Origin of the sequence: Polymorphospora sp. NPDC050346, from assembly GCF_040655695.1 — a bacterium.
Classification (GTDB): Bacteria; Actinomycetota; Actinomycetes; order Mycobacteriales; family Micromonosporaceae; genus Polymorphospora; species Polymorphospora lycopeni.
The window spans coordinates 240744-265026 of sequence record NZ_JBFAKM010000004.1; the positions used below are offsets into that span (position 1 = coordinate 240744).

25 protein-coding genes are annotated in these 24283 nt (G+C 73.4%); 11 read left to right on the forward strand and 14 right to left on the reverse strand.

Going from position 1 to position 24283, the window contains the following annotated elements:
- Positions 1-19: 19 nt before the first annotated feature.
- Together AB0I42_RS06615 and AB0I42_RS06620 are read right to left on the reverse strand one after the other, a co-directional pair.
- A complete protein-coding gene (locus AB0I42_RS06615; protein ID WP_357534800.1) occupies positions 20-856 on the reverse strand; it encodes a siderophore-interacting protein in 837 nt (278 codons plus the stop codon).
- 88 nt (positions 857-944) lie between these two features.
- The gene (locus tag AB0I42_RS06620) at positions 945-1178 is read right to left on the reverse strand and encodes a hypothetical protein (protein WP_357534801.1); all 234 of its coding nucleotides are present in this window, start codon (positions 1176-1178) and stop codon (positions 945-947) included.
- 112 nt (positions 1179-1290) lie between these two features.
- Between AB0I42_RS06620 and AB0I42_RS06625 the strand changes: the two genes are divergently transcribed.
- A complete protein-coding gene (locus AB0I42_RS06625; RefSeq protein ID WP_357534803.1) occupies positions 1291-1956 on the forward strand; it encodes a hypothetical protein in 666 nt (221 codons plus the stop codon).
- 10 nt (positions 1957-1966) lie between these two features.
- On the opposite strand, the gene AB0I42_RS06630 is transcribed toward AB0I42_RS06625, so the two are convergent.
- Positions 1967-2731: an ATP-binding protein gene (locus AB0I42_RS06630; RefSeq protein ID WP_357534804.1), complete on the reverse strand. Its 765-nt coding sequence runs from the start codon at positions 2729-2731 to the stop codon at positions 1967-1969.
- A gap of 123 nt (positions 2732-2854) precedes the next feature.
- A complete protein-coding gene (gene hppD / locus AB0I42_RS06635) occupies positions 2855-4060 on the reverse strand; it encodes a 4-hydroxyphenylpyruvate dioxygenase (protein WP_357534805.1) in 1206 nt (401 codons plus the stop codon).
- A 136-nt stretch (positions 4061-4196) separates the two neighbouring features.
- Between hppD and AB0I42_RS06640 the strand changes: the two genes are divergently transcribed.
- Positions 4197-4751, forward strand: coding sequence for an Lrp/AsnC family transcriptional regulator (locus tag AB0I42_RS06640; RefSeq protein WP_357534807.1), 555 nt, complete (start codon positions 4197-4199; stop codon positions 4749-4751).
- Positions 4752-5062: 311 nt separating this feature from the next.
- Entirely contained in the window at positions 5063-5773 is a 711-nt protein-coding gene (locus AB0I42_RS06645; protein ID WP_357534809.1) for a lecithin retinol acyltransferase family protein, read from the forward strand.
- 41 nt (positions 5774-5814) lie between these two features.
- Here AB0I42_RS06645 and AB0I42_RS06650 read toward each other — a convergent pair whose 3' ends face one another.
- The 3 genes from AB0I42_RS06650 to AB0I42_RS06660 all read right to left on the reverse strand — a co-directional run bounded on the left by AB0I42_RS06650 (position 5815) and on the right by AB0I42_RS06660 (position 9173).
- A complete protein-coding gene (locus AB0I42_RS06650; protein ID WP_357534810.1) occupies positions 5815-6780 on the reverse strand; it encodes a hypothetical protein in 966 nt (321 codons plus the stop codon).
- A gap of 31 nt (positions 6781-6811) precedes the next feature.
- Complete coding sequence (locus AB0I42_RS06655; RefSeq protein WP_357534812.1) at positions 6812-7468, reverse strand: hypothetical protein; 657 nt, start codon at positions 7466-7468, stop codon at positions 6812-6814.
- Positions 7469-7532: 64 nt separating this feature from the next.
- The gene (locus tag AB0I42_RS06660) at positions 7533-9173 is read right to left on the reverse strand and encodes a metallophosphoesterase family protein (RefSeq protein WP_357534814.1); all 1641 of its coding nucleotides are present in this window, start codon (positions 9171-9173) and stop codon (positions 7533-7535) included.
- 445 nt (positions 9174-9618) lie between these two features.
- Here AB0I42_RS06660 and AB0I42_RS06665 point away from each other — a divergent pair, with 445 nt between their 5' ends.
- Together AB0I42_RS06665 and AB0I42_RS06670 are read left to right on the forward strand one after the other, a co-directional pair.
- A complete protein-coding gene (locus tag AB0I42_RS06665) occupies positions 9619-10164 on the forward strand; it encodes a hypothetical protein (protein WP_357534816.1) in 546 nt (181 codons plus the stop codon).
- Positions 10165-10254: 90 nt separating this feature from the next.
- Positions 10255-10554: a hypothetical protein gene (locus AB0I42_RS06670; RefSeq protein ID WP_357534818.1), complete on the forward strand. Its 300-nt coding sequence runs from the start codon at positions 10255-10257 to the stop codon at positions 10552-10554.
- On the opposite strand, the gene AB0I42_RS06675 is transcribed toward AB0I42_RS06670, so the two are convergent.
- Positions 10470-10931, reverse strand: a complete 462-nt coding sequence (locus AB0I42_RS06675; protein WP_357534819.1) for an STAS domain-containing protein — start codon at positions 10929-10931, stop codon at positions 10470-10472. The genes AB0I42_RS06670 and AB0I42_RS06675 overlap by 85 nt on opposite strands.
- The gene (locus AB0I42_RS06680; protein WP_357534876.1) at positions 10928-11323 is read right to left on the reverse strand and encodes an STAS domain-containing protein; all 396 of its coding nucleotides are present in this window, start codon (positions 11321-11323) and stop codon (positions 10928-10930) included. Before AB0I42_RS06680 ends, AB0I42_RS06675 begins: the two co-directional genes overlap by 4 nt.
- Before the next feature lie 209 nt (positions 11324-11532).
- Here AB0I42_RS06680 and AB0I42_RS06685 point away from each other — a divergent pair, with 209 nt between their 5' ends.
- Genes AB0I42_RS06685 through AB0I42_RS06695 form a run of 3 tightly spaced genes read left to right on the forward strand, consistent with a single transcriptional unit; the run spans position 11533 to position 15204 of the window.
- The gene (locus AB0I42_RS06685) at positions 11533-13404 is read left to right on the forward strand and encodes a PP2C family protein-serine/threonine phosphatase (RefSeq protein WP_357534821.1); all 1872 of its coding nucleotides are present in this window, start codon (positions 11533-11535) and stop codon (positions 13402-13404) included.
- Positions 13401-14432, forward strand: a complete 1032-nt coding sequence (locus AB0I42_RS06690; protein ID WP_357534823.1) for a cobalamin B12-binding domain-containing protein — start codon at positions 13401-13403, stop codon at positions 14430-14432. The genes AB0I42_RS06685 and AB0I42_RS06690 overlap by 4 nt, the downstream gene beginning before the upstream one ends.
- 1 nt (position 14433) lies before the next feature.
- Positions 14434-15204: a DeoR/GlpR family DNA-binding transcription regulator gene (locus AB0I42_RS06695; protein WP_357534825.1), complete on the forward strand. Its 771-nt coding sequence runs from the start codon at positions 14434-14436 to the stop codon at positions 15202-15204.
- Positions 15205-15213: 9 nt separating this feature from the next.
- On the opposite strand, the gene AB0I42_RS06700 is transcribed toward AB0I42_RS06695, so the two are convergent.
- Together AB0I42_RS06700 and AB0I42_RS06705 are read right to left on the reverse strand one after the other, a co-directional pair.
- Positions 15214-16374 carry an SRPBCC domain-containing protein gene (locus AB0I42_RS06700; protein WP_357534827.1) on the reverse strand — a complete coding sequence of 387 codons (1161 nt, stop codon included), beginning with the start codon at positions 16372-16374 and terminating at the stop codon, positions 15214-15216.
- A gap of 90 nt (positions 16375-16464) precedes the next feature.
- A complete protein-coding gene (locus tag AB0I42_RS06705) occupies positions 16465-16677 on the reverse strand; it encodes a hypothetical protein (RefSeq protein WP_357534829.1) in 213 nt (70 codons plus the stop codon).
- Positions 16678-17571: 894 nt separating this feature from the next.
- On the opposite strand from AB0I42_RS06705, the gene erm reads away from it, so the two are divergent.
- A complete protein-coding gene (gene erm, locus AB0I42_RS06710) occupies positions 17572-18333 on the forward strand; it encodes an ErmE/ErmH/ErmO/ErmR family 23S rRNA (adenine(2058)-N(6))-methyltransferase (RefSeq protein WP_357534878.1) in 762 nt (253 codons plus the stop codon).
- A gap of 108 nt (positions 18334-18441) precedes the next feature.
- Here the strand turns inward: erm and AB0I42_RS06715 are convergent, their stop codons facing one another.
- Positions 18442-20175, reverse strand: a complete 1734-nt coding sequence (locus tag AB0I42_RS06715; protein ID WP_357534831.1) for a family 16 glycoside hydrolase — start codon at positions 20173-20175, stop codon at positions 18442-18444.
- Positions 20176-20414: 239 nt separating this feature from the next.
- On the opposite strand from AB0I42_RS06715, the gene AB0I42_RS06720 reads away from it, so the two are divergent.
- Positions 20415-21530: a geranylgeranyl reductase family protein gene (locus AB0I42_RS06720; protein ID WP_357534833.1), complete on the forward strand. Its 1116-nt coding sequence runs from the start codon at positions 20415-20417 to the stop codon at positions 21528-21530.
- A 31-nt stretch (positions 21531-21561) separates the two neighbouring features.
- On the opposite strand, the gene AB0I42_RS06725 is transcribed toward AB0I42_RS06720, so the two are convergent.
- Positions 21562-22596: an NAD(P)-dependent alcohol dehydrogenase gene (locus tag AB0I42_RS06725; RefSeq protein WP_357534834.1), complete on the reverse strand. Its 1035-nt coding sequence runs from the start codon at positions 22594-22596 to the stop codon at positions 21562-21564.
- Between the two features lie 194 nt (positions 22597-22790).
- Here AB0I42_RS06725 and AB0I42_RS06730 point away from each other — a divergent pair, with 194 nt between their 5' ends.
- Positions 22791-23330: an ATPase gene (locus tag AB0I42_RS06730; RefSeq protein ID WP_357534835.1), complete on the forward strand. Its 540-nt coding sequence runs from the start codon at positions 22791-22793 to the stop codon at positions 23328-23330.
- Here the strand turns inward: AB0I42_RS06730 and AB0I42_RS06735 are convergent.
- Positions 23314-24123: a hypothetical protein gene (locus AB0I42_RS06735; protein WP_357534836.1), complete on the reverse strand. Its 810-nt coding sequence runs from the start codon at positions 24121-24123 to the stop codon at positions 23314-23316. The genes AB0I42_RS06730 and AB0I42_RS06735 overlap by 17 nt on opposite strands.
- Positions 24124-24283: the final 160 nt, after the last annotated feature.

Genomic DNA, 24283 nt, shown 5'->3' on the forward strand with positions numbered 1-24283 from the left:
GGGGCTTCGCGCCCGGCGGTCAGCCGACCGCGGCGGCCTCTTCCTCTTCCACCCGGCGGTTCCAGTCCGCCTTCGACGACTGCCAGCCGTCCTCGTCGGCCCCGAGCCGCCAGTAGCCCGAGATCGACAACTGCTCCCTGGTCACCCCGTGCTCGACCCGCAGGAACCGGCGCAGCTCCTTCACGAAGTGCGCCTCGCCGTGCACGAACGCCTGCACGGTCCCGGGCGGGAACTCCAGCGCCCGGACCGCCTCGACCAGCGCCGCGCCGACCGGCCGGTCACCCCGGTGCAGCCACACCACCTCGGCCCGCCCGTACGTGGAGAGCTTCTGCTCCTCGTCCGGCCCGGACACCTCGATGAAGACCTTCGCCGGGGCCCCCGCGGGCAGCCGCTCGACCGACGCGGCGATGGCCGGCAGGGCACTCTCGTCGCCGGCCAGCAGGTGCCAGTCGGCGTCCTCGGCCGGGGCGTACGCGCCACCGGGGCCGAGGAACATGATCTCGTCACCCGGCCGGGCGGCGGCCGCCCACGGGCCGGCCAGCCCCACGTCGCCGTGGTGGACGAAGTCGACCGTCAGCTCGCCGACCGTCGGGTCCCAGCGGCGCACGGTGTAGGTCCGGGTCCGCGGCCACTGCTCGCGCGGCATGTCGCGGCGGATCGCCGCGATGTCGAACGGGGCCGGGTAGTCGACCCCCGGGACCGGGAACAGCAGCTTCAGGTAGTGGTCGGAGTAGGTGCCGGCGCTGAACCCGGCGAGCCCCGGAGCGCCGAACACCACACGGATCATGTGCGGCGTGAGCCATTCGGTGTGTACCACCGTGGCCTGGTGGACCTGAGGCGTCCTGCGATCCGTCATAGGGTTAGGTTAACCTAAGTCGGCCGGTAGTCGAGAGGGCACCGAGCGTGGTTCTCGGCGATCCGATGTCGGAAACTCGCCATCACGCTCACCGCCCGGCCCGGTCCAGCCGGTGTGCCAGCAGCACCTTGCCCCGGTCGCCGGCCCGCGCGCTGTCGTCGCGGACCCCCCGCAGCCACCCCGCCAGCTCGGCGTCGCCGGCCCGGTCGGCGTCGCGCGCGTACGCGTCCATCCGCCAGCTGTTCTCCAGCACCAGCTGCAGCGCCGTGATCAGGTCGGTCTCGGTGTCCTCGACGGGCTCCACCAGGTCCATCACGCGCATCACGCACCTCCGTCCGGCGCCTTCCCGCCGGCGGCCGGTCTATGCCGGCGGGAAGGCGCGGGACACCCGGGACGGCACGACTACGCCGCCGTGGCGCGGGTAGCCGACCGGTATGGCAGCACAGATCCCGGACCGGCGCCGGTTCGTACGGCAACTCGTCCGCCACGGCGGGCGCGGCTTCGCCGAGGAGTACGGCCTTCCGGTGCTGAACAACCCGGCCAACCTCTATCAGTTGCTCAGCCTGGCCCAGATCCTGCGTGGATCGGCCGACCACCGGCGGGCGGCCGCCGCCGCCCGGGCACTGCGCGACCGGGGCTGGAACACCGCCGCCCGGATGGCGGCCAGCCCGGACGGGGAACGGGCCGCCGTGCTGCGCGCGTACGACCAGCGGGCCGCCGGCACGCTCGCGCGACGGCTCGGCGCGACCGCGGCCGCCCTGGCCGAGCGGTACGGCGGCGACCCGCGCCGGCTGCGGACCGCCGCCCGCCGCGACCCGGCCGCCGAACGGGCTCTGCTGCGCGAACTGCCGGGCGTCGACGACGGCGTGGTCGACCTGTTCTTCCGCGACGTCCAGGTGCTGTGGCCGGAGATCGGCCCGTTCGCCGACCGGAACGCCCTCACCGCCGCCCGCCGGCTCGGGCTCGGCGGCTCGGCACAGGACCTGGCCGACCTGACCGGGCGCCGGGAGTCGGAGAAGCTGGCCTGGCTGGTCGGGGCGCTGGCCCGGATCGAACTCGACGGCAGCTACGCGCAGGCCCGCCAGCTCGCGACCGCCTGACGCGCCGGCGTTATCCGCGTGCCGTCGGCAGCGCCGCCCAGACGATCTTGCCGCCCGGGGCGGGGATGACCCCCCAGGCACGCGACTGCGACGCCACCATCGGCAGCCCACGGCCCCGCAACGCGACCGGCCCGGCGACCGCCGGGCCGTCGCCGTCCCGGGTCGCGGGCACCGGCGCCACCGCGCTGCGGTCGGCCACCCCCAGCCGCAACAGTCCCCGGTGGCACCGTACGGTCACGTCGATTTCGGTCCCGGCGTGCTCGACGGCGTTGCTCACCAGTTCGGAGACGATCAGCTTGGCGTCGTCGACGACGTGTTCCAGGCCCCAGCTCCGGCAGGCGCCGTCGACCAGCTCACGGGCCCGGCCGGGGGCCTGCGGCGCCGCGGCGAGCCGGGTGTGCGTCCGCCGGACGCCGGGCACGTCGGGCAGCGCGCCGGCCGCCGCGACCGCCTGCGCCCGGGCCGGGAGCACCCGGGGCCCGTGCCGGCCGGCCGCCAGCCGACCGGCGAGCCTCGGCGTGGCACCGTGTGCCAGCACCGACACGCCGGGCAGCCGGGCGCCGCGACGCAGCACCACCGGCAGCAGCGTGGCCGGCACCGCACCCACCATCACCACGTCCGACAGGTCCACGACGACCGCCCGGGGGAAGTGCGCCAGGCACCGCTGCAGGGCGAACCACGACGCGGCCACCGCCGGCATCGTCAGTGGCCCGCGCAGGGTGAGCAGAAGCGCCCCCGACTCCACGTCCGCCGACATCACCGCGAAGGCCCTCATCGCCCGTCCACGCTCAAACCCCGTCCACGCATATCCAGCCGCCGGGGATCGAACAGAGCGAGAGCCGACCCGGCGCGCGGGTACAGGTACCCACCGGACGGGCCGGCCTACACCTGATGCCGGTCAGAGATTGCCGCGCCGCTCCTGCTCACGCTCGATCGCCTCGAACAACGCCTTGAAGTTGCCCTTGCCGAACCCGAGCGAGCCGTGCCGCTCGATCAGTTCGAAGAACACCGTCGGCCGGTCCCCGACCGGCTTGGTGAAGATCTGCAGCAGGTAGCCGTCCTCGTCCCGGTCGACCAGGATGCCGCGCTTCTTCAGCTCCTCGATCGGCACCCGGACCTGCCCGATCCGGGCCCGCAGCGCCGGGTCCTCGTAGTAGGAGTCCGGCGTCGACAGGAACTCCACGCCCTCGGCCCGCATCGCGTCGACGGTGCGGAGGATGTCGTTGGTCGCCAGCGCCAGGTGCTGCGCGCCCGGTCCGCCGTAGAAGTCCAGGAACTCGTCGATCTGCGACCGCTTGCGGGCCACGGCCGGCTCGTTGAGCGGGAACTTCACCCGGTGGTTGCCGTTGGCGACCACCTTGCTCATCAGCGCCGAGTAGTCGGTGGCGATGTCGTCGCCGATGAACTCGGCCATGTTGACGAAGCCCATCACCCGGTTGTAGAAGGCGACCCAGTTGTCCATCTCGCCGAGTTCGACGTTGCCGACCACGTGGTCCAGCGCCTGGAAGAGCCGCTTCGGCGCGCCGTCGCGCCGGACGTACTCGGACTGCCGGGCGACGTACCCGGGCAGGTAGACGCCGGTGTAGCGGGACCGGTCGACCAGCGTGTGCCGGGTGTCGCCGTACGCGCCGATCGCGGCGATCCGCACCGTGCCGTGCTCGTCGGAGACGTCGTGCGGTTCCTCCAGCACCTTCGCCCCCTGCGCGCGGGCGTGCGCCACGCACCGGTCGACGTCGGGCACCTCCAGCGCGATGTCGCTGACCCCGTCGCCGTGCCGGCGGTGGTGATCGTGCAGCGGGCTGGCCGGGTCGACCCCGCCGGAGACCACGAACCGGCACGAGCCGCTCTTGAGGACGTACGCCTTGTGGTCGCGGTTGCCGGTCTCCGGTCCGCTGTACGCGACCAGTTCCATCCCGAACGCCGACTGGTAGAAGTGCGCGGTCTGGGTCGCGTTGCCGACGACGAAGACGACCGCGTCCCAGCCGGTGACCGGGAACGGGTCGCCGCTCGCGTCGTACTCGACCAGGCCCACGAGCTGCTTGAGCTGCTGGAGGTCCAGGTCGGCCTGGCGTTCCTGCGGGGTGAGGGTCGGCTGGATCGTCATCGGTCCACCTCCGGGGTTGGTCGTCGTACGCCGATGTGGCGAGCGAACCGCACCCTCCGGCGTTGTGCAACAGTTCGGCCGTGTGCTGGTCAGGGTGTACAGAATGCGAAGCCACCTCGCCGGATCACTGTGCAGGATGACTATCGTGGTGCGGGTGAGTGCGGAACTCGACCATCTCGACGCCCGGCTGCTCGACCTGTTCAGCCGCGAGCCCCGGATCGGGGTCCTCGAAGCGTCCCGGCAACTGCGGGTGGCCCGGGGCACCGTCCAGGCCCGGCTCGACCGGCTGCTCGCCCGTGGGGTGATCCGCTCCTTCGCCCCGGAGGTCGACCCGGCGGCACTCGGCTATCCGGTGACCGCGTTCGTCAGCGTCGAGATCACCCAGTCGGTGGGGCACGAGGCCGTCGCCGGCCTGCTGGTGGACATCCCGGAGGTGCTGGAGGCGCACACCATCACCGGCACCGCCGACATGCTGCTGCGGGTCGTCGCCCGGTCGAACGCCGACCTCCAGCGGGTCATCGACCGGCTGCTCGCCACCGCCGCGATCGAGCGGGCCGCCAGCACCATCGCGCTGCAGACCCAGATCCCGTACCGGGTGCTGCCGCTGGTGCACGAGGCGGCGGCCACCGACCCGGCCGGCGCGCCGGCCGGGGCCAGGCGACGACCTCCCACACCGGGTGCTCCTGGATGACCGGGCGGTCCCGGTCCCGTTCGGTGGTCAGCACCGGCATCCACAGGGTCCGCACCCCGCGCCGGTTGACCAGCCGGAGCCGGGTACGGCAGCCGGGGCAGGTCAGCCCGCCCCGGCCCAGTTCGGCGGCCTCGGCCGGGAAGTAGCCGTACCCGTCGACGGCCGGCGTCGCCGGGGCCAGGGCCATGTGCGCGGACCAGTCCACGTCGGCCGGCGGCCGCTGCCGGGGCCGGCAGGTCGGGCACGGCACCCGGACGACGTCCCAGAAGGAGTCGGTGGTGAACTCCGGTACGTAGTAGCCGAGGTGGCGGGTGGCCCGGCGGACCAGTTTCGCCAGGCCGCGCGGCGGGACCCGGGTCTCCGGGGCGGTGGTGACCGGATCGCTGTTGTTGATCAGCTGGATGAACCGCTCCTGCTCGCCGTCGGTGAGCGCCCTCGTGCCGAGGTCGAACGTCGGGTCGTCGCGGTCGGCGACCCCGGCGTACTCCAGCCGTCGCCGACGGGCGCGGATCGGTGTTGTTGGCCAGCAGCCACCCCACGATCAGCGCCTCGGTCACCGTCCAGAACGAGTCGAAGTAGTCGGCGGGCCGGTCGAACATCCAGTACCGGCCGAGTTCACCGGCGAGGTCAACAACAAGCGGGGCGCGTCGGTACGGCGGTCCCCGCTGTCGACGTTCGTCGAGGGCGGGCCGCTCTACGTCCGGACGTACGACGAGCACCAGGTCGACGTCCTTCCGGCGGGGGAGACCTGCCGGATCGCGAACATGATCTGCGGCATGTCCCAGTCCGGCGACTACGGCCGGTACCACCTGCTCGACAACAACTGGGAACACCTGGCGACGCTGTGCAAGGTCGGCGTGCCACGCAGCGCCCAGGTCGACAACGCCCGGGCCGCGGTGACGCTGCCGCTGCTGACCCAGCTCAACCCGGGGGCCGCGGTCCTCGCCGCGATCGGGATGATCACCGGTGCCCGGCGCCGGGCCTGGTCCGACCACCGGATCATGGAGTACATCCCGGGCTGAGCGGAAACCCGGGGCGCCGGCCGGTGCCCCGGGTTCCGTCGTCAGCCGGCGAGCGAGCCCGCGGCGGCGACCAGGTAGAGGCAGCCGCCGATCGCGACCGCCACCCCGGCGGCCGCGGGCAGCCAGGCCACCAGCGTCGACGCCCAGGCCCACCGGGCCGTACGGCCGGACAGCAGCGCGAAGCCGCGGATGGTGATCACGCCGACCCCGGTGAGGGTGAGCGCCATGCCCACCCCGAAGGCGATGACGAGCAGGACGGCGTCCAGCGCCCGCCCGGTGAGCAGGCCGCTGACCAGCACCAGGAAGGCCGAGGGGGAGGGCAGCAGGCCGCCGGACAGGCCGAGGGCGACCAGGCCGCGGCGCGACCACGGGTCGGTCGGCGCGGGGGCGGGGGCCGCGGGCTCGGCGGGCTTGACGGGGGCTTCGGGCGCCCGCTCGGCGACGACGACCTGGCCGGCCTCCTGGCCACCGGCCGGGCCGGCTCCGGCGGGGGAGTGCGGGTGGTCGTGCCCGTGGTCGTGCCCGTGCCCGTGGTCATGCGGGTGCCCGTGGCCGTGATCGTGCGAATGGCCGTGCGAGTGCCCGTGCCCGTGCCCGTGGCCGTGCGAATGGCCGTGGCCGTGCGAGTGGGAGTGGCCGCCACCCCGGATGTGCCGGTAGGTGAGGTGCACCCCGACCCCGATCACCACCAGGCCGGCCAGCACCTGCATCCAGGCGGTGACCCGCTCGGTGCCGAACCCGGCCAGCCCGCTGACGCCGACCCAGGCCACCGCGAGTACCAGCACCGAGAAGGTGTGCATGATCGCGACGATCAGCCCGAGCCGCAGCGCGTCCCGGTACCGGCCGCGGGTGCCGACCAGGTACGCCGCGGTCACGCTCTTGCCGTGTCCGGGGGCGACCGCGTGGGCGGCCCCGACCCCGAGCGCCACCAGCAGTGCCAGCCAGAACACGGCACCGCTGTCGAAGAGGGCGACCAGCCGGCCCTCGATCCCGCCAAGCCCGTTCATCGCCGGGGGTCCTCTCGGTCGCTGGGGTCGTTCACGCCCGCCGCCCGCGACGGCGGCGTACGAGGAAGAAGGTGATGATGCCGATCGCGGCGACCCCGGTGCCGGCCGCGACCGTCGTGACGGCCGTGGTCATGCCGCCGCCGGACGGGTCGAACCGGATCTGGTGGGTGGTCGCCTCGGCGGTGAAGAGGGTCTGTGCCGGCGCCGCCTTGGCGGTGAGCATCGTGCGGTACGCCGGGTTCAGGTCGGTCAGCGTACGCAGCGTGACGTCGACCTCGGTGACCGGCGCGGGGCAGTCGAAGGTGAACCGGGCACCGTGCTCGAGCAGCCGGTCGAGGGTGTCCAGCGACCCCTCGCAGGCGTTGCCGGTCTGGCTGACGGTGAGGTTCGCCAGCAGGTAGCCGCGTACGGCCTCGGAACGCTCCAGCTTCTGCTCACCGGTCAGCGTGACGTCGACCGGGCCGGTGGTCGGGTCCTCGAACGCGCCGAGCGACTGGCCGAGCGCGACCCAGTCGTCCTCGGCCGCCTTCCACACCAGTTCGATCCGCGAGCCGTCGACGCGTACGTCGGCGGTCGACGGCGGCCCGAACGGGTGAGCCGAGGCGGGAGCGGCCGGGGCGAGCGACAGCGCGCCCACCAGCCCGGCCGCGGCGGCGAGCAGGGCGCCCGCCAGCGTACGCGTCGTCACGCGTATCTCCTGTTCCGTGCCGACCGGGGGCGGGCCGGTCGCCCGGCCCGCCCCCGGCACGGTGTCACTTGGTGATGGTGAGAACCGGGCTGGTGATCTGCTGGTTCTTGCTGACCAGGTACACCTGGTAGGTGTCGCCCGGCTTGGCGCCGGACGGCAGGGTGAAGGTGTAGTTGAACTTGCCCAGCTCGTCGGCCTTCTTGACCGCGATCCGGGTGCCGTTCTTGTCCTCCGGCTCGGTGGTGCGCCGGAAGTACACCGTCACGTCCTCGCCCGGGTCGTAGCCGTAGGCCTTGAAACCGAGCTTGCTGAGCTGCTGGATGTCGGTCTTGGCGACCTCGACCTGCTCACCCTTGGTGTTCTCCGGGGTGCGGAAGTCGTTGACGGTCCGCTCGCCGGCGTCGTTCTTGCGGATGGTGAAACCGTCGTGGTGCTCGCCGTTGGCGTAGCGGGCCTCGAACCGGATCTGGTCCTTGTCCACGTCGATCATCTGGTAGAGCTGGGTGTTCTGGCTGGTGCTGCGTACCTCGGCACCGTTGCCGGTCCAGTTCTGACCGTTGTTGAGGGCGTACATCTTGCCGCCGGACACCGAGACGACGTAGGCGACGCCGTTGTGGACGGTGGTCGACTTGCGCGCCGTCTGGAGGTTGCCCCGGCCGTACGAGTGGTCGTGGCCCTGCAGGACGAGGTCCACGCCGTACTTCTCGAACAGCGGGCCCCACTGGGCACGCACGTTGGGGTTGTTGCGCGAGCCGGTGGTGGAGTAGACCGGGTGGTGGAAGGTGACGACCGTCCACTTGTTCGGGTTGTCCGCCAGCACACCCTCGAGCCACGCGGTCTGCGCGGCCATCAGGGTGGCGTTGCTCTGGTAGTTCGTGTCCAGACCGACGAACCGCACGCCCTGGTAGTCGACGTAGTAGACGGTCTGCTTGAGCTCCGCGGCACCCGGGCCGTTGTCCGGGTACGGGAACTGCGGCCGCCAGAACTGCGACAGGCCACCGCTGTACTCGTGGTTACCCGGCACCGAGATGCTGTTGATCTGGCTGTTGATGAAGCCGTCGGCGTTGTGCCACTGGCCCCACTGCTCTTCGCTGTTGGCGTGGTCGATCAGGTCACCGGCGTTGACGATGACCTTGGCCTCCGGCCGGTCGGCGAACGCCTGCCGGAAGACCCGCGGCACGGCGGTGTCGATGTTGTTCTGCGCGTCACCGTAGTAGATGAACGAGAACGGCGAGGCGTCCGCGGAGGCCGTGGTGAAGTCGATCCACTCGCTCCAGTTGGTGCCGTCACCGACCCGGTAGGAGTAGCGGGTGTCCGCCTGCAGGCCGGTGAACTCGACGGTGTGGTGCGTCGAGGCGTAGCCCAGCGAGGTGTTGACCGAGTTGGTGGCCGAGGCCATCACCTTGGTCGCGGTGGTGCCGGACGGGACGTTGCCGTTCACGAAGGCCCGCGGGGCCTCGATGATCTCGGCCTGCGCCCAGTTCGCCGGCGCCTCGGCGCGCCAGGTCACCTTCTGCGAGGTCGACGGTGTGGTGGTCGGGATGAGGATGATCCGGTCCGGAACCGGGCTCGGCTTGTGGATCTCCGCGGCGGGGAACTTCGCCGGCGGCGAGTCACCGAACGCGGCCGGGCTCATCGCGAAGCCGCCGACGAGCAGCGCGGCGGCGCCGATCGCGGCGAGCTTGGCCTTGTTCGGCGCGCTCACCCACCGTGTCTTGATGTTGCTCAAGGGGTCGTCACCCTTCTCCGATTGCAACTGGCCCACCGGCAGGGGTGCCGGCGGACAACCGCATTCAGCCGGGAGCGACCGACGCAGGTGCGACGTCAGGTTGGCCAACAGATGAATTGATCATGGTCCTGACCAGCTTGAACGGTCCCGTAACCGGGCGGCCGTCCATGATCAACCTGAGGTCCGTGAACCGTTCACCCTCGGCCGCCTAGGATCCGGCGAGCGGTCCGAACGGAACGCTCTGAGCAGGGCGTACGCCCCGCCGGACGCCATCGACGCGCGTCGCCGCGGGCGGGTGCCCCGGATCCGTGGGAGGTCGGGCGTGGTTGGGGAGGAAGCCGGGCCGGCCGTCGCGGCACCGGGTACGGCGACGGCGACCGCATCGGCATCAGGCGCGACAGCGGCCACCGGGGCATCAGGCGTGACAGCGTCCACGGGGGGATCGGACGCGACAGCGTCCACCGGCGCAGCGGATGCGGCGGCCGCGCCCGGCTGGCGCCGGCTGCGCTGGCCGCTGCTCGGGCTGGCCGTGGTGCTGGCGCTGCTGCCGGCGACCGAGCCGCTGCGGGCCGCGCCCGTCAAGGGCGACAACTTCATCGACGCCCAGACCGCCGGCATCCTCGACATCGAGGGCGGCGAGTGCTTCTCCGACCCGGCGTACCTGGCCCGTGCCGGGGACGTCGTCGTGCTCTACCGGTCCTGCGACGACGGGGCCTACAACCAGTCGTACGGCTTCCTGCACGTCCCCGACGGTCCCTGGAACCGCCCGGCGCTGGCGGCGTTCGCCTGGGCCGGCTGTGAACGTGACTTCCAGGCCCGGTGGGGCAGTCGCGACGAGTCCGGCCTGGACTTCTACCCGATCCTGCCGACCGAGGAGACCTGGGCGAACGGCGACCGGGACGTGATGTGCGCGGTCCACAACCCGGAGGGGGCGCTCGGCGGCTCCAAGCTGCCGCTGGCCCGCTGACCCGACTCATCCGCACCGGGGGAGGGCCGGTCACCCGGTACGGCGCGACGATCGCGGCGGAAGCGATGATCCCGCGTCGAGAGGCCGGCCATGAAACGCATCATCGAGATCGTTCCCGCCCGACCCGGCTGGTACGCCCGCTGGCGGCAGTCGCCGGAGGCGACCCGCTCGTACCCGGTCACGGTGTGGGCGCTGGTCGAGGACACCGACGTGCCGACGCGTGAGGTGGTCGGGGTCGACTCGATCGGCCAGTGGCCGGGCGCCGACGACAACGAGAGCGGGTCGGACTTCGTCCGGTATGTCTATCAGGCGCCCGAGGCGGGCGAACCCGACGACGCGTCCAACCCCGTGGGTGCCGACGTCGAGGGGCCGAGTCCGGTGCGTGCCTGAATCTCGAACACCTCGTCGAGACCGGTACGCGCCAGCAGTTGCCGCAGGTGCGGGCCGGCCCCGGCGAGCCGCATCCGGCCGTCGGCGGTGCGGCACAGGTGGGACACCTCGATCAGGGCCCCGAGCCCCGACGAGTCGCAGATGCCCAGCGTGGACAGGTCGACGACCAAGTCTCGGCAGCCGTCGCGCACCACCTGCCCGGCCACGCGCAGCAGGTGGTCGGCACTGTCGAAGTCAAGGTCGCCGGAGAGGGTCAGCCGCGCCGACCGGGGAGGCCGGCGGACGACCTCGACGGTGAGCGTGTCCGGTGCCATCGGGGAGTGATACCCGTCCTCGGACGGGCCGGAAACCTGTCCCGGATTCCGGATGTCGCTCATCCGGTCGTCTCCCAGGCGCCGTCGGCGGCACCCCACGCCGCGCCGGGCCGGGCCGGCGGCCGGGCGAGGAGGTCGCCGACGCCGGTGACCTCCAGGATCGCGGCCAGGAACGGCGGCGTGCCACGCAGTTCGAGGGTGGTGCCCGCCTCGTGGCCGACCCGCCAGCCGTGCACGATCACGGCCAGGCCGGTGCTGTCGATGAACCGCAGGCCGGCCATGTCGACGGTGACCAGCGTCGGCTCGCTGGCGACCAGCCGGGCGAGTTCGTCCTGCAGCACACCGGAGGTCTGGAAGTCGAGGTCGCCGCCGACCGTCACGACGGGGCGGGTGGGGTCGGTCACATCGACGCGGACGGCGAGCGGCGTGGCTCCGGCGCGTTCGCCACGAAGCATGCCAATCACGCCCTTCCGGACCTTCGAGTGGCGGAATACAGCCGGATGATGGCTCAGCCTAACCCGAACCCACCCGTCCGTACGGGCCGGTCCCGGCCCGGAACCACCCCGGCGGTGCTCCGGTGGCGGCCCGGACGGATCGGCGTAGGGTGGTTGACGCGGGCCCCGGCGACCCGGCCGCCCCACACAGCAGACGTAGTTGTCCAGCGATGTCGTCCAGCGAAGGAGTGGGGCCGGAGCAGGTGGACACCGAGGCCAGGGACACTGACCCGGGCGGGACCCGGATCCGCACGTCGGATCCGGGCGACGCGCCGGGCCGGGCCCGCACGGCTCCGGCCACCCCGTCCGCGCCCGCCGCCGGAGCCGTCGGCGGCGACGCCCCCGACGCGGCCAGCTGGCCCCGGGTCGCCGACAACTTCCGCGAGGGCCTGGTCATCTGCGACGCCGCGCACGTGGTCCGCTACATCAGTCAGGTCGCCGCCCGGCTGCTGCCCGAGCTGACCGCCGGCGAACTCGTCACCGTGGGCCCGCTGCGCGACGCCGCCGGCGGCGACGACGTGCCGGCCGTAGAGTTCGGCCACGGCGGCCGCCGGCTGCGGGCCCGCCGGGTGCCGCTCACCTCCCACCGCTTCGCCTGGTACGTCGAGGACGTCACCGACTCCGTCGAGCGCGCCGACGCCCTGCTCGCCGAGCGGTCCCGGTCCCGGTTCCTGGCCAGCGCCAGCCAGAAGCTCGGCAACCCCCTGCACGAGGACCGTGCGGCCCGCGCCGCCGTCCGTCTCGCCGTACCCACCCTCGGTGACGTCGCCGTGCTGGTGCTGCCGCCCCGCAAGGGCCGGGTCCGGTGGTGGCGCGCGACCGAGGCGGACGACGACACCACCACCGTCGACGGCGGCACCCTGCCCGAGGACGCCCTGCCCGACGCCGTCGCGCAGGCGCTCACCGGGGTCGAGGCGCACGCCGCCGACTGGCTCGAAGACCAGCTCACCGAGGCCGGCTGGCTGCCCGGACTGGCCGTACCCGACGTCACCGCCCGAGCGGTCACGCTGCCCGGCAGCGGCGCGCCGACCGGCGCGCTGGTCGTCGCCCGGCCCGCCGACGAAGCGTTCGACGACCCCGACCTGCAGACCCTGCGCGGCTTCGCGGCCCGCGCCGGCGCCGCCCTCAACGCCGCCGTCCTCTACCGCGACCAGGCCGAGATCGCCGAGACGCTCCAGGCCAGCCTGCTGCCCGCGCAGCCCGAATCGGTGCCCGGCCTGCAGTGGGGCACCGCCTACCGGCCGGCGCAGGCCACCCTGCGCATCGGCGGCGACTTCTACGGCGCGCACCCGCTGCCCGACGGCGGCTCACTGTTCTTCCTCGGCGACGTCTCCGGCAAGGGCGTGGAGGCGGCCGTCTTCACCGGCCAGCTCCGGCAGGGCATCCAGGCCCTGCGCCGGGTCGAGAGCGACCCGAGACGGCTGCTGCAGCTGCTCAACGACTCCGTCCTCGAATCCACCCGGGCGCACGGGCAGGGCCGCTTCGCCACCATCGTGCTCGGCGTCGCCCATCCCGCCCGCGACGGCGGCCTGACCCTCACCCTGGCCGGCGGTGGCCACCTGCCACCGCTGCTGCTGCGCGCCGACGGCGAGATCGAGGCCGTCACCCTCAAGGGCATGCTGATCGGTGTCGTCCCCGACCCGCGGATCGGCCAGGCCACCGTGCACCTCGCGGCCGGCGAGACGTGCCTGCTCTACAGCGACGGCGTCACCGAGGCCCGGGGCGGCCACTACGGCGACGAGCAGTACGGCGCCACCCGCCTCGTCGAGGCCGTCACCGGCTGCCACACCATGCCCGCCCCCGCCCTCGCCGAGCGCGTCGAACAGGTGACCTGCGACTGGCTCGCCGGACGCGACCACGACGACATCGCGGTGCTGGCCGTCAAGGCCCACCCGGCCGGCGGCCGCCGCGCGTCGGCCGCCCGGCACCTGCACGCCGTACCCGATCAGCGGCCCGGGCCCGAGCCGGCCCCGGCCGCCCGGCCGGCCGCCGCCGAGGCCGGCCCGACCCGCGCCACCGCACCGGAGGACCAGCGCCAGTGACCGCCCCCGCACCGACCGTCGCCGGCCCCGTCGAGGCATACCCGGAATTCCTCGACTGCCTCGCCGCCGCCGACGAATACGGCGCCACCGACGTCGCCCTGCGGCTGCTCGAAGAGGGCGTACCCGCCGAACGGGTGCTGCTCGACCTGATCGCACCCGCCCAGGAACAGGTCGGCCGGTGGTGGCAGCGCAACGTGTGGTCGGTCGCCCAGGAACACGCCGCCACCCACGTCAGCGAGCGGGTGGTCGCCGCCGTCGCCGCCCACACCCGGGTACGCCCGCACCTCGGCCGGGTCGTCGTGTCCTGCATGGACGGCGAGTGGCACGCCCTGCCGGCCCGCCTGGTCGGCGAGGTGCTCCGGCTGCGCGGCTGGGACGTCGCGTTCCTCGGCGCCAGCGTGCCCGCCGCCCACCTGGTGTCCTACCTGCACCGCGACGACGCGCACGCGGTCGCGCTGGCCTGCGCGCTGCCGATGCGGCTGCCGCACGCCCACCGGATGATCGAGGCGTGCCGGCGCGCCGACGTACCGATCCTCGTCGGCGGCCGCGGCTTCGGCCCCGACGGCCGGTGGGCCCGCCGCCTCGGCGTCCACTGGGCCGGCGACGCGACCGCCGCCGCCGACCTGCTCGCCGACGAGCGGCGGCTGCACCGGCCGCCGTCGGAAGACCTCGACCACCTCGCCGACGACGAATACCCCGGCCTGGTCAAGAGCCGCGCCGACCTCATCGACACCGGCCTGCGCGACCTCACCGCCCGGGTGCCCGCGATGGCGAACTACACCACCGCCCAGTTCGACTCGACGGTCAGCGACCTCGGCCACATCGTCGACTTCCTCACCGCCGCCGTCTACGTCGACGACGACGCCCTGTTCACCTCGTTCATCGCCTGGATGGTCGAGGTGCTCGACAGCCGCAAGGTGCCGCCGCACACCCTCGACCGCGTCCTCGACGTCTACGCCGAGACGCTGCACGACTTCCCGCGCGCCCACCGGTTCCTGCACGCCGGCCGCGCCGCCGTACGCTCCTAGGATGCTCGCCCAGCAGCGCCAGGCGGTGATCCTGGACCGGGTACGGCTCACCGGCGGCGTACGCGTCACCGACCTCGCCGCCGAGTTCGGCGTCTCCGACATGACGATCCGCCGCGACCTCGAGGTGCTCGCCGACCGCGGCCTGCTCGCCAAGGTGCACGGCGGGGCGACGACCGTGCACCCCGGAGCCACCGACGAGCCCGGATTCACGGCCAAGTCGGACCGCCAGCGCGGCGAGAAGGCCGCGATCGCCGCCCGCGCCGCCCACCTCGTACGCCCCGGCATGGCCGTCGCCCTGTCCGCCGGCACCACCACCGCCGAACTCGCCCGGTGTCTGGTCGACGTGCCCGGGTTGACGGTGGTGACGAACTCGATCCCGGCGGCCGACATCCTGCACCGGGCCGCCCGGCCCGATCACACCGTGGTGCTGACCGGCGGCGTACGTACCCCGTCCGACGCCCTGGTCGGGCCGGTCGCGGTGGCCGCGATCCGGACCCTGCACCTGGACCTGCTGTTCCTCGGCGTGCACGGGATGAGCGTGCGGGCCGGCTACACCACGCCGAACCTGATGGAGGCCGACACCGACCGGGCCCTGGTCGCGGCGGCCGACCGGCTGGTGGTGCTCGCCGACCACACCAAGTGGGACACCGTCGGGATCTCGTCGATCGCGGCCCTGGACCGGGCCCACACGGTGGTCACCGACCCCGGCACCCCGGACGACGCGCTGGCGGCCCTGCGGGAACACGTGCCGGACGTGGTCGTCGCCGGCTGAGGCGCGGCGTCACAGGCCGCTGCACGGCCGCCCGTCGATGGTGCAGCCGGCGGGGCGCTTCGGGCCGAACACCGACTCGCCGGTGACGTCGAACCGGAACCGGGCCGACCCGCCGGGCGGCGCCGCCGCGCCGGTGAACGTCACCGTACGACCCTCCTGGGTGTACTCCGCCCCGGTGACCTCGCCCACCGTCCCCGAGTCGGTGAGGGTGATCGTGACCGTCCAGCGCGCGGCGGTGTCTCCCGGATTCTCGACGGTGACCTCGCCGCGATAGCCGAACGCCGCCGTCGACAGCCGGTTGAACTCGGCCTGGAGGGGTACCGCGGCCGGCGCGCCGGCGGTGGGCCGCGCCGGCGAGGACCCGCTCGGGCTCGCCGACGGCGACGCCGTGGGTGCGGCCGACGCCGCCAGCGGCGCCCGCGTCGGGGTCGCCGTCACCTCGCCGGGCCCCGACGTCAGCGGCGCCGGCAGGTAGGGTCCCGAGCCGGGCGCCGGCCTCGCCGACCGGTCCGCGTCGTCGCCACCGGACAGCGCGACCACCGCGACCAGCCCGGCGGCGAGCAGGGCGACCGCGACCGTGCCGCCGGCCAGCACCGCCCGCCTGTTGCCGGCCAGCACCGCACGGCCCTTGCCGGCCAGTGTCGCCAGCGGCCCCGACGGCAGCGCCCGCCGGGCACCGCCACGCCGCGTCACCGGGGCCACCCCGTCGACGTCACCCGCGCCGGCCGGCTCGGCCGGGCCGGCGAGATCGACCTCGGAGAACGCGAGCCAGTCGAGCACGGCCGGCAGGCGCCCGGTCAGGACGTGCTCGTACGTCTCCTCCAGCTGCTCGCGGTGCTCGTCGTACCACTGGTTGACGAAACACGACTGGTGCAGGGTGAGCCGGGAACCGGCGTCGGTCGGCTCCAGCTCGTAGACCACCAGGGTCTGCACGCGGTCCAGCCGCCACTCCATGGACAGCCGGCGCGGCTCGCCGTACTCGAGGAGCCGGGCCGTGACCGGGCCGTTGAAGCCGGGCATGTCGGTCGGGCGTAGCTGGAACTGCGAGCCGATCCGCGGGACCATGTCCGTCTCCCCGAACCACTGCCCGATCAGGCGAGGCTCGGTCAGCGCACGCCATACCCGGGTGGCGGGGTGGGATAGGTCCACATCTACCCGTATGTCAGCCACCGGGCGACTTTACGGCCTCGGCCCGGGCGGCCGAAACCGGCCTCCCCCGGCCGCCTCCACCAGCGCCGACGGCCACCGCCGCCGGGGCGGTCAGTCGGTCTGCGGCAGCCTGTCGAGATCGGGATCCCAGCCGTCGTCGTCGATGTCACCCTCGGTGGTCTCGCCCGGCGCCGACGCCGGTTCCGGCGCCGGATCGGCGCCCGGCACCGGGCCTCCGCCGCCGACGTTGGGTAACACCGCCGTCGGGAACTCCGCTGATCCGGGCTCGTGCACGTCGTACCGTCGCGCCGTCATGACTGTCACGCCCACGAGCGTATGCAGCCACCCCTCCCCACCGGGCCGTTTTCCCCCGCACCGCCCGCGGTGCCGGCGCGGGCCGGTGCGGGTTCGGTGCGGGGTCGGCGCGAGGTCGGGGCGTTGATCAAGGAGAAGTTGCGCGACAAATCAGGCGAACCGCCCACGTCTTCTCCTTGATCGGCCCGCCCTGGGGGCGGCGGCTGCCGGGCCCGGCCGGCGGGGCGGGGGGAAATCGGTTGGGGTGCGGCGTGGGGGTGGCCTAGCGTGGCCGGCATGGCAGCCACGCACGCTCTGATCAACAACGCCGCGCCGGTCCGGTACGGCTCGCTGCTCGTGTCGCGCCCCCGGATCCGGCCCGCCCTGGCCCGCCAGGACGCGTCGGCGACTGACTGACCTCACCCAGCTTCCCGCGCGTCACCGCGCACGCCAGGGCCATCCGAGTCCAGATCCGCTCGGACAGGCCCCGCTTCGTGCTGCCTGTCCACGCCCGCCGCCCGGCGTCCCCGCCGGCCGGCAGACAGGACACCGGCTGTGGCACCACGCGCTTCGCGCCGCAATCTCCCGAACCCCGGGCGGCGACCCGCCGCCTCCCACCCCTCGCGGCACTCGGATTCGTACCCGGACACTCCCGGCACCGGGCGATCCGACGACGTCGGCCGCCAGCCCTCGGCATCCGACTCCCGGCGGCGCTCCGCCGCACCGGGCTCCGATCGACATGCCGGCCGTGAGCCGGACCAGGGGCGACGGCCCGGCCGTGAGCCGGACCCGGGTCGACGGCCCGTCCCTGATCCGGCCGCCGGTCGGCGTGCCGTTCCCGCCCCGGACCGGCGGTCCGGCGGATCCGGTGGCTTCCCGCCGCGCCGGGCGCCGAACCGCACCGGTGTCGACCGGACGCGCCGGATCCTGTCGCAGAACTTCCTCACCGACCCGGGCGTCGTCGAGAGCTTCGTACGCGCCGCCCGGCCCGGCCCGGACGACCTCGTCGTCGAGGTCGGCGCCGGTCGGGGCCACCTGACCCGGGCGCTGGCCGGCGTCGCGGGGCGGGTCGTCGCGTACGAGGTCGATCCCGGTCTCGCCGCGGACCTGGCGGCGACGTGCCGGACCCTGCCCAACGTCACCTGCCGGATCGAGGACTTCCTGCTGGCCCGGCCGCCGCGCGGACCGTTCGCACTGGCGGGCAACATCCCGTGGGCGATGACCGCCGCGGTCGTCGACTGGTGCCTGGCCGCGCCGACGCTGACGGCGGCGACCCTGCTCACCCAGTGGGAGTACGCCCGCAAGCGCACCGGCGGCTACGGCCGGTGGAGCCGGCTGACCGTGCTCACCTGGCCGTCGTTCGAGTGGCGGCTGGCCGGCCGGGTGCCGCGTACGGCGTTCCGCCCGGTGCCCCGTGTCGACGCCGGGGTGCTGCGGTTGGAGCGCCGCCCGCGGCCGCTGCTCCCGTCCACGGCGCTGCCGGCGTACGAGCGGCTGGTCGGGATCGGGTTCGGCGGTGTCGGCGGCTCGCTGTACGCCTCACTGCGCCGGCACCATCCGGTCGGCCGGCTGGATGCCGCGTTCCGGGCGGTTCGGCTGGACCGGGCCACGGTCGTCGCCGACGTGTGGCCGGAGCAGTGGCTGACCCTGTTCCGCCTGCTGCACGCCCCCACCCGCCGCCACTGACCCCAAGATCCGCGTGATCAGGGAGTTCGCATCGAGGCGTGCCGACGACACGCCCGACCTACTCCCTGATCACGCGGATCATGTGGTGGGACGGCTTGGGGCTACGGGTCAGGGGATCCGGTCGGCGCCGGGTACGCCCGCGCCGGCCGCCGGGGGAGTGGCCGACGCGTTGCCGGCCGGGTAGCTGTACGGCGGCCGGGCGACGGTGTCGTCCTCGCGCAGCCAGTCGTCCTTCTCCTTGCCGCTGTCGTTGGCCCGGGTGATGGTGGCCGGGTCGTACCAGTTGTTGTCCGTCCAGGTCAGCCGGGTGTCGCCGAAGTCCTCGGTGATCGTCTTGGCGCTCACCACGTAGTTCGCGTCGGCGTACACCTGGCCGCCGACACCGAGCCCGATGAAGTAGTCGTCGACCTCGACGTAGTTGGCGAACAGGTGGGCGTAGCCGAACCTGACCCGCGGGTGCCGGGTGTTGGAGCCGTCCATCCAGTTGTGGTGGTACGTCACCCGCAGGTAGCCGCGGTCCTGGGCGCCGTTGTTGTCGCTGTGGCCGAGCAGCATCGACTTGTCCGTGCCGACGAACCGGTTGTACGAGGCGGTCACCAGGTCGGAGCCGCGCTTGATGTCCAGCGAGCCGTCGTTGGACGGGTGGAACGTGTTGTGGTCGATCCACACGTGGTGCGAGTAGCACTGCACGTTCACCGAGTCGTCCGGCGAGTTGCGGAAGGACAGGTTGCGGACGATCACGTTCTGGACGGGGGTGAACCGGTCGCGTTCGGCGGGGTCGCAGATGTCGCCGCCCCACGCGATCTCGTCCGGCCCCCAGCCGTTGATGTCGAGCCCGAATCCGCTGATCGTCGCGTTCGTGCCGACCCCGATGATCGTCTTGTTGGAGCCGATGTCGAGCATGTCGGCGCCGGAGCCGGTGATGGTGCCGGAGACCCGGACGATCCGTGGCACGTCGTCGGCGACGGCGGCCGCCAGTTGCGCGTGGTTGGTCACGGTCACGGTCGGCCCGCCGGCGCCGCCGGTGGTGCCGGTACGGCCGTACCCGCTGACGGTGGCGAAGCCGATCAGACCGTCCACGTTGCCCGGCTGGCCGGTCGGCGGTGGCGTGGTCGGCGGCGTCGTCGGGGGCGGGGTGGTGGGCGGGGGAGTCGTCGGCTGGCCGGTCGGTGGCGGCGTGGTCGGCGGTGGCGTGGTGGGCGGGGCCGTGCCGCCGCTGGTCACCACCACGTCGTCGAAGGAGGCCGAGGAGTACGACGTCTGCAGCCCGACGCGGCCCGCGGACGACACCGAGCTGGTGCCGGAGGCGAACTGGGCGCCGTTGACCGACCCGCTGACGGTGGTGCCGTTCGTGGTGATCGACAGGGTGTACCAGGTGCCGTTCGCGACGGTGCGCGAGGAGCTGCCGAGTACGGTCACCGAGCTGCCCCGGACCGCCTGTAGTTCGGCCCGGCCGGGCAGCAGCGCCAGCCGGTAGAACGTGGTCGACCCGGAGGCCCGCGACAGCAGGCCGACGAATCCGTTGGAGCCGAGACTGACCGGCTTGACCCGGGCCTGGACGGTGTAGTTGGTCAGGCTGGTCGAGGCGTTGAAGAGGCGGGCGTTCTCACTGTCGGTCTTGGACTGCCGGGCGACCTGCGATCCGTCGGCGACGACGGCCCAGGTGCCGCCGGACTTCGCCCAGCCGCTGATGTTGCGGTCCTCGAAGTTGGCGCTGAACTCGGTGGCCGCGCTGGCGGCGGGGGAGAAGGCGACGGCGGCGGCGGTCAGCGCGCCGATCGTGGCGGCGACGACGGGTATGTTCCGCCTGGATTTGGGGCGCGGGAGACCACGCTGATCCATGGTGGACCTTCCTTTGAGCGGGAATTCGGACCGTCCGTCCGGATAATGTGAACTGACTAGGAAAGCGCATTCCTGAAATCAGAACGTAACTTCCGATGTGATGGGTGTCAACGTTATGCAACAATCCTGCAAATCCGTTTCCGGGCGCGCTTTCCGCCCCGGCGGTCGGGGCCGGCCCCCGCGCCGGATACCCGCCGGCCTGATCTTGCCCGCCCAGCCGGGTGCCTTACGCTGCCCGCGTGACCGCGTATGACGTAGCCGTCGTCGGCGCCGGGCCCGCCGGCCTTTCCGCCGCCTACACGGCCGCCCGCGCCGGGGCGGGCGTGATCGTCCTGGAGCGGGCCGAACACCCGCGCTACAAGACCTGCGGTGGCGGCCTGATCGGACTGTCGCTCGACGCCCTCGGCGACCGGATCGAGATCCCGGCCCACGACCACGTCGACGCCGTCACGTTCACCCACGACGGCCGCCGCGAGTTCACCCGCCGCGAGCCCGGCAACACCCTGGTCCAGATGGTGCGCCGGGAGGAGTTCGACGACCGGCTGCGCGCCGCCGCGGAGGCCGCCGGCGCGCAGGTCCGCCAGCGGGTCACCGTCCGCGCCCTCGAACAGGAGACCGACCGGGTACGGGTACGCCTCGCCGACGGTTCCGAGGTGACCGCCGGCGTGGTCGTCGGCGCCGACGGCTCGTCGGGGATCACCGCCCGCCACGTCGGGGTCGAGTACGGCCAGGTCGACCTCGGCCTGGAGGTCGAACTGCCGGTGCCGCGCGACGTGCGGGGGCGGTGGTGCGGCCGGCTGCTCATCGACTGGGGCCCGATCCCCGGCTCGTACGCGTGGGTCTTCCCCAAGGGCGACCGACTCACCGTCGGCGTCATCGCCGCCCGTGGCCAGGGCGACGAGACCCGCGCCTACCTGCGCCGCTTCGTCGACCGGCTGGGCCTGTCCGGCATCGAACCGGCCCACGACTCCGGCCACCTGACCCGCTGCCGCACCGACACGTCACCGCTGCGCGCCGGGCGGGTCGTCGTCGCCGGTGACGCCGCCGGACTGCTCGAACCGTGGACCCGTGAGGGGATCAGCTTCGCGCTGCGCTCGGGTGCGCTGGCTGGCGCGGCCGCCGCCCGCGGCGACCTCGACGGCTACGTGACGGCCGTACACGATTCGCTGGTGCCGTCGATGCGGGCCGGCCGCGACCTGCTCGCCGCGTTCACCCGCCGGCCCGGGATGTTCCACCGGGTGCTCGCCACCCCGCCCGGCTGGCGGGTGTTCACCCGCTTCTGCCGCGGCGAGCCCGGCTTCGACCGCCTGGTGCGGCGGGCGCCGGTCCGGGCCGCCCTGTCGATGCTCCGCTGACCCCCGGCCGGCGCCCGGCCGGGCGGTCCACTCAGGGCACGATCACCGCCCGGCCGCGGATGTCGCCGGCCCGCAGCCGCTCGTACGCGCGCACGGTCTCCTCCAGCGGGAACGTCTCGACCTCGGTGTGCACCCGCCCCAGCCGGCCCAGCGCGATCACCTCCTGCAACTCGGCGCGGGTGCCCCAGAACGGGATCCGGGCGGTCACCTCCAGCGGCACCGGAGGCGGCTCCTCCGCGGTCGGCTTCAGGGTGAGCTGGCCGCCGCCGAGCCCGACCAGCAGCAGGTGCCCGCCGGTGGCGACCACGGTCCGACCGAGCCGGGTGGTGGCGTCGACGGAGACGAAGTCGAGCACCACGTCCGCGCCGTCCGGCGGGTCGCCGACCAGGGCCCGGATCCGGCCGGCCGCCTCGGCGTCGGAACGGAACGTGTGGTGGGCACCGACCCGGGTCGCCAGTTCCAGCGCGGCGTCGCTGGTGTCGACCGCGATGACGGTGACCGCGGTCGTCGCGGCCAGGATCTGCACCGCCATGTGGCCGAGACCGCCGATGCCGATGACGACGCAGAACGTGCCGGGCCGCAGCGCCGGCCGGACCAGTTCGATGGCGTGGTACGGGGTCAGCCCGGCGTCGGTCAGCGGCGCCGCCTGGGTCAGCTCCAGGTCGCCGGTGGGCAGCAGCCGCGACGCCGGCACGACGACGTACTCGGCGAGCCCGCCGTCGCGGCTGAGGCCGACCCCGCCGACCGGCACCGTCCGGCACTGGTTCTCCCGCCCGCTCAGGCAGCCCCGGCAGTGCCCGCAGCCCTGGATGCCGTAGATCGCGGCCCGGTCGCCGGGCCGCCAGGCGGTGACCCCGTCACCGGGCCGGTCGACGGTGCCGGCGATCTCGTGGCCGAGCGTCATCGGGACCGGGTACGCCCCGGCCGGCGCGTCGAGGATGTGCAGGTCGGAGTGGCAGGCGCCGGCCGCACCGACCTTGATCCGCACCTCGCCCGGCCCCGGCTCGGGCACCGGCACGTCCATCAGCTCCAACGTTCCCGGCCCGGTCAACCGTACGGCGCGCATCACGTTCCCCCCGGCAGGTGGCGACCGTCGGCCGTACCAGCGGGCCGACGACCTCCACTACCCGCCACGCGACCGATGATGCCCGACCACGGGGCGTGGAAATCGGCCGTGAATTCCCACGGTGCGGGCTCTACTGCCCGGGTTTTCCGGGAATGCCGCGCGGACCGGTGAAGCAGCGATGCCAGGAGGGGACGATGTCTGGCGGTGTACGGGAACAGGGCATGGAGTTCGCGGTCGTGGACGGGGGCTACGACCCGGAGCAGGTCAACTGCTGCCTGGCCGACCTGGGCCGGCAGTTGGCCCGGCTCAGTGCCCAGACCGAGCAGGTCGAGGCGGCGTACGGCGAACTGGGTGACGCCCGCGCGGAGATCCGCCGGCTGCGCGCCATCCTGCACGGCCGGCCGGCGGTCTACCAGGGTTCGCAACGCATCCAGCAGATGCTGACGATGGCCGAGGAGGAAGCGGCCGAGATCGTCTCGCAGGCGTACGACGAACTCGCCGACGCCCAGCGGGCGGCGATCGAACTGCGCGAGCGGGCGTACGAGGAGGCGGTGCGGGCCCGCCGCGACTTCGAGGCCGCCCTGCACGCCCGCCGGTGCCGCGAGCGCGACACGGACCGCGTCCTGCGGATGATCGACGGCTTCCCGGAGCCGGTGGGCGAGGTGGAACTCGTCGCCGACGAGGAGGACGTCTACCGGGCGGGGGAGGCGGTGCCGGTCAGGTCAGCGCCTTGACGATCGTCGTCGCCCGGCTCTCGTGCTTGGCGTACGCGCCGGGGTAGGCGGACTTCTGGACGGCCTGGGCGGCGGCGGTGAGGCTGAGCCGCTGCCAGCCGTCGACCTTCTTGAGCGCCTCGTAGAAGCGGCGGGCGGCGTACTCGGGGTCCATCAGGTCGCGGACGCTGCCCCAGCCGGTGCTCGGCCGCTGCTGGAACAGGCCGACCGAGTCGTGGTCGGATCCGGTGCCCTCGTGCGGGTACTTCTTCGACTCCGACACGACGTCGCTGGCCAGGTTGCGCAGGTTGGTCTCCTGCATGGCGGTGGCGACCGCGACGACCAGCCCGTCGGTGGGGATGTCGAGTTCGCGGCCGACCTTGACGATCGTGTGCGCGTTGTCCATCTGGGTCTGGTTGAGCCCGGCGACCGGCTTCGGCTTCGCCGGCGGCGCGGGGCTGCTCGGTGCGGCGCTGGCCGACGGGCTGGGCGACGGGCCGGGTGCGGGTGAACGGTCGTACGACCGGGACGCGGCGTCGTCGTCGGCCGCGGCGGCTCGGTCGGCGACGGCGGCCCGGTCGGCGCGTACGTCGTCGACGGCCGGGTCGAAGTCGCGGAGCTGGGTCACCGCCACGACGCCGAGGCAGCAGGTCAGGCCGGCGGCGAGGCAGATCCGGACCGGGGTGGAGGTCCGCCGGCGGTGCCGTGCGGCGCGGTGCCGGCCACGGCGACGACCGTCGGACCCCGGCTCCACCGAACGGGTATGCCAGGGGGCGGGGGAGGGCTGCTGATGGGGGGCGTCGTCGGGGTGCACCCGCCGAAACTAGGCAGGATCCCGGCCAGCGAAAACCGTACCGGTTATGGCTCTTCCCACAATTTTTACCAATGGGATGCCAGCAATCGCTTCAAAACTGGGTCAATGTGGCCAGCCGATCAAATCTGGCATGTCCGGCTTACCGGGTCGGCCGGGGTGA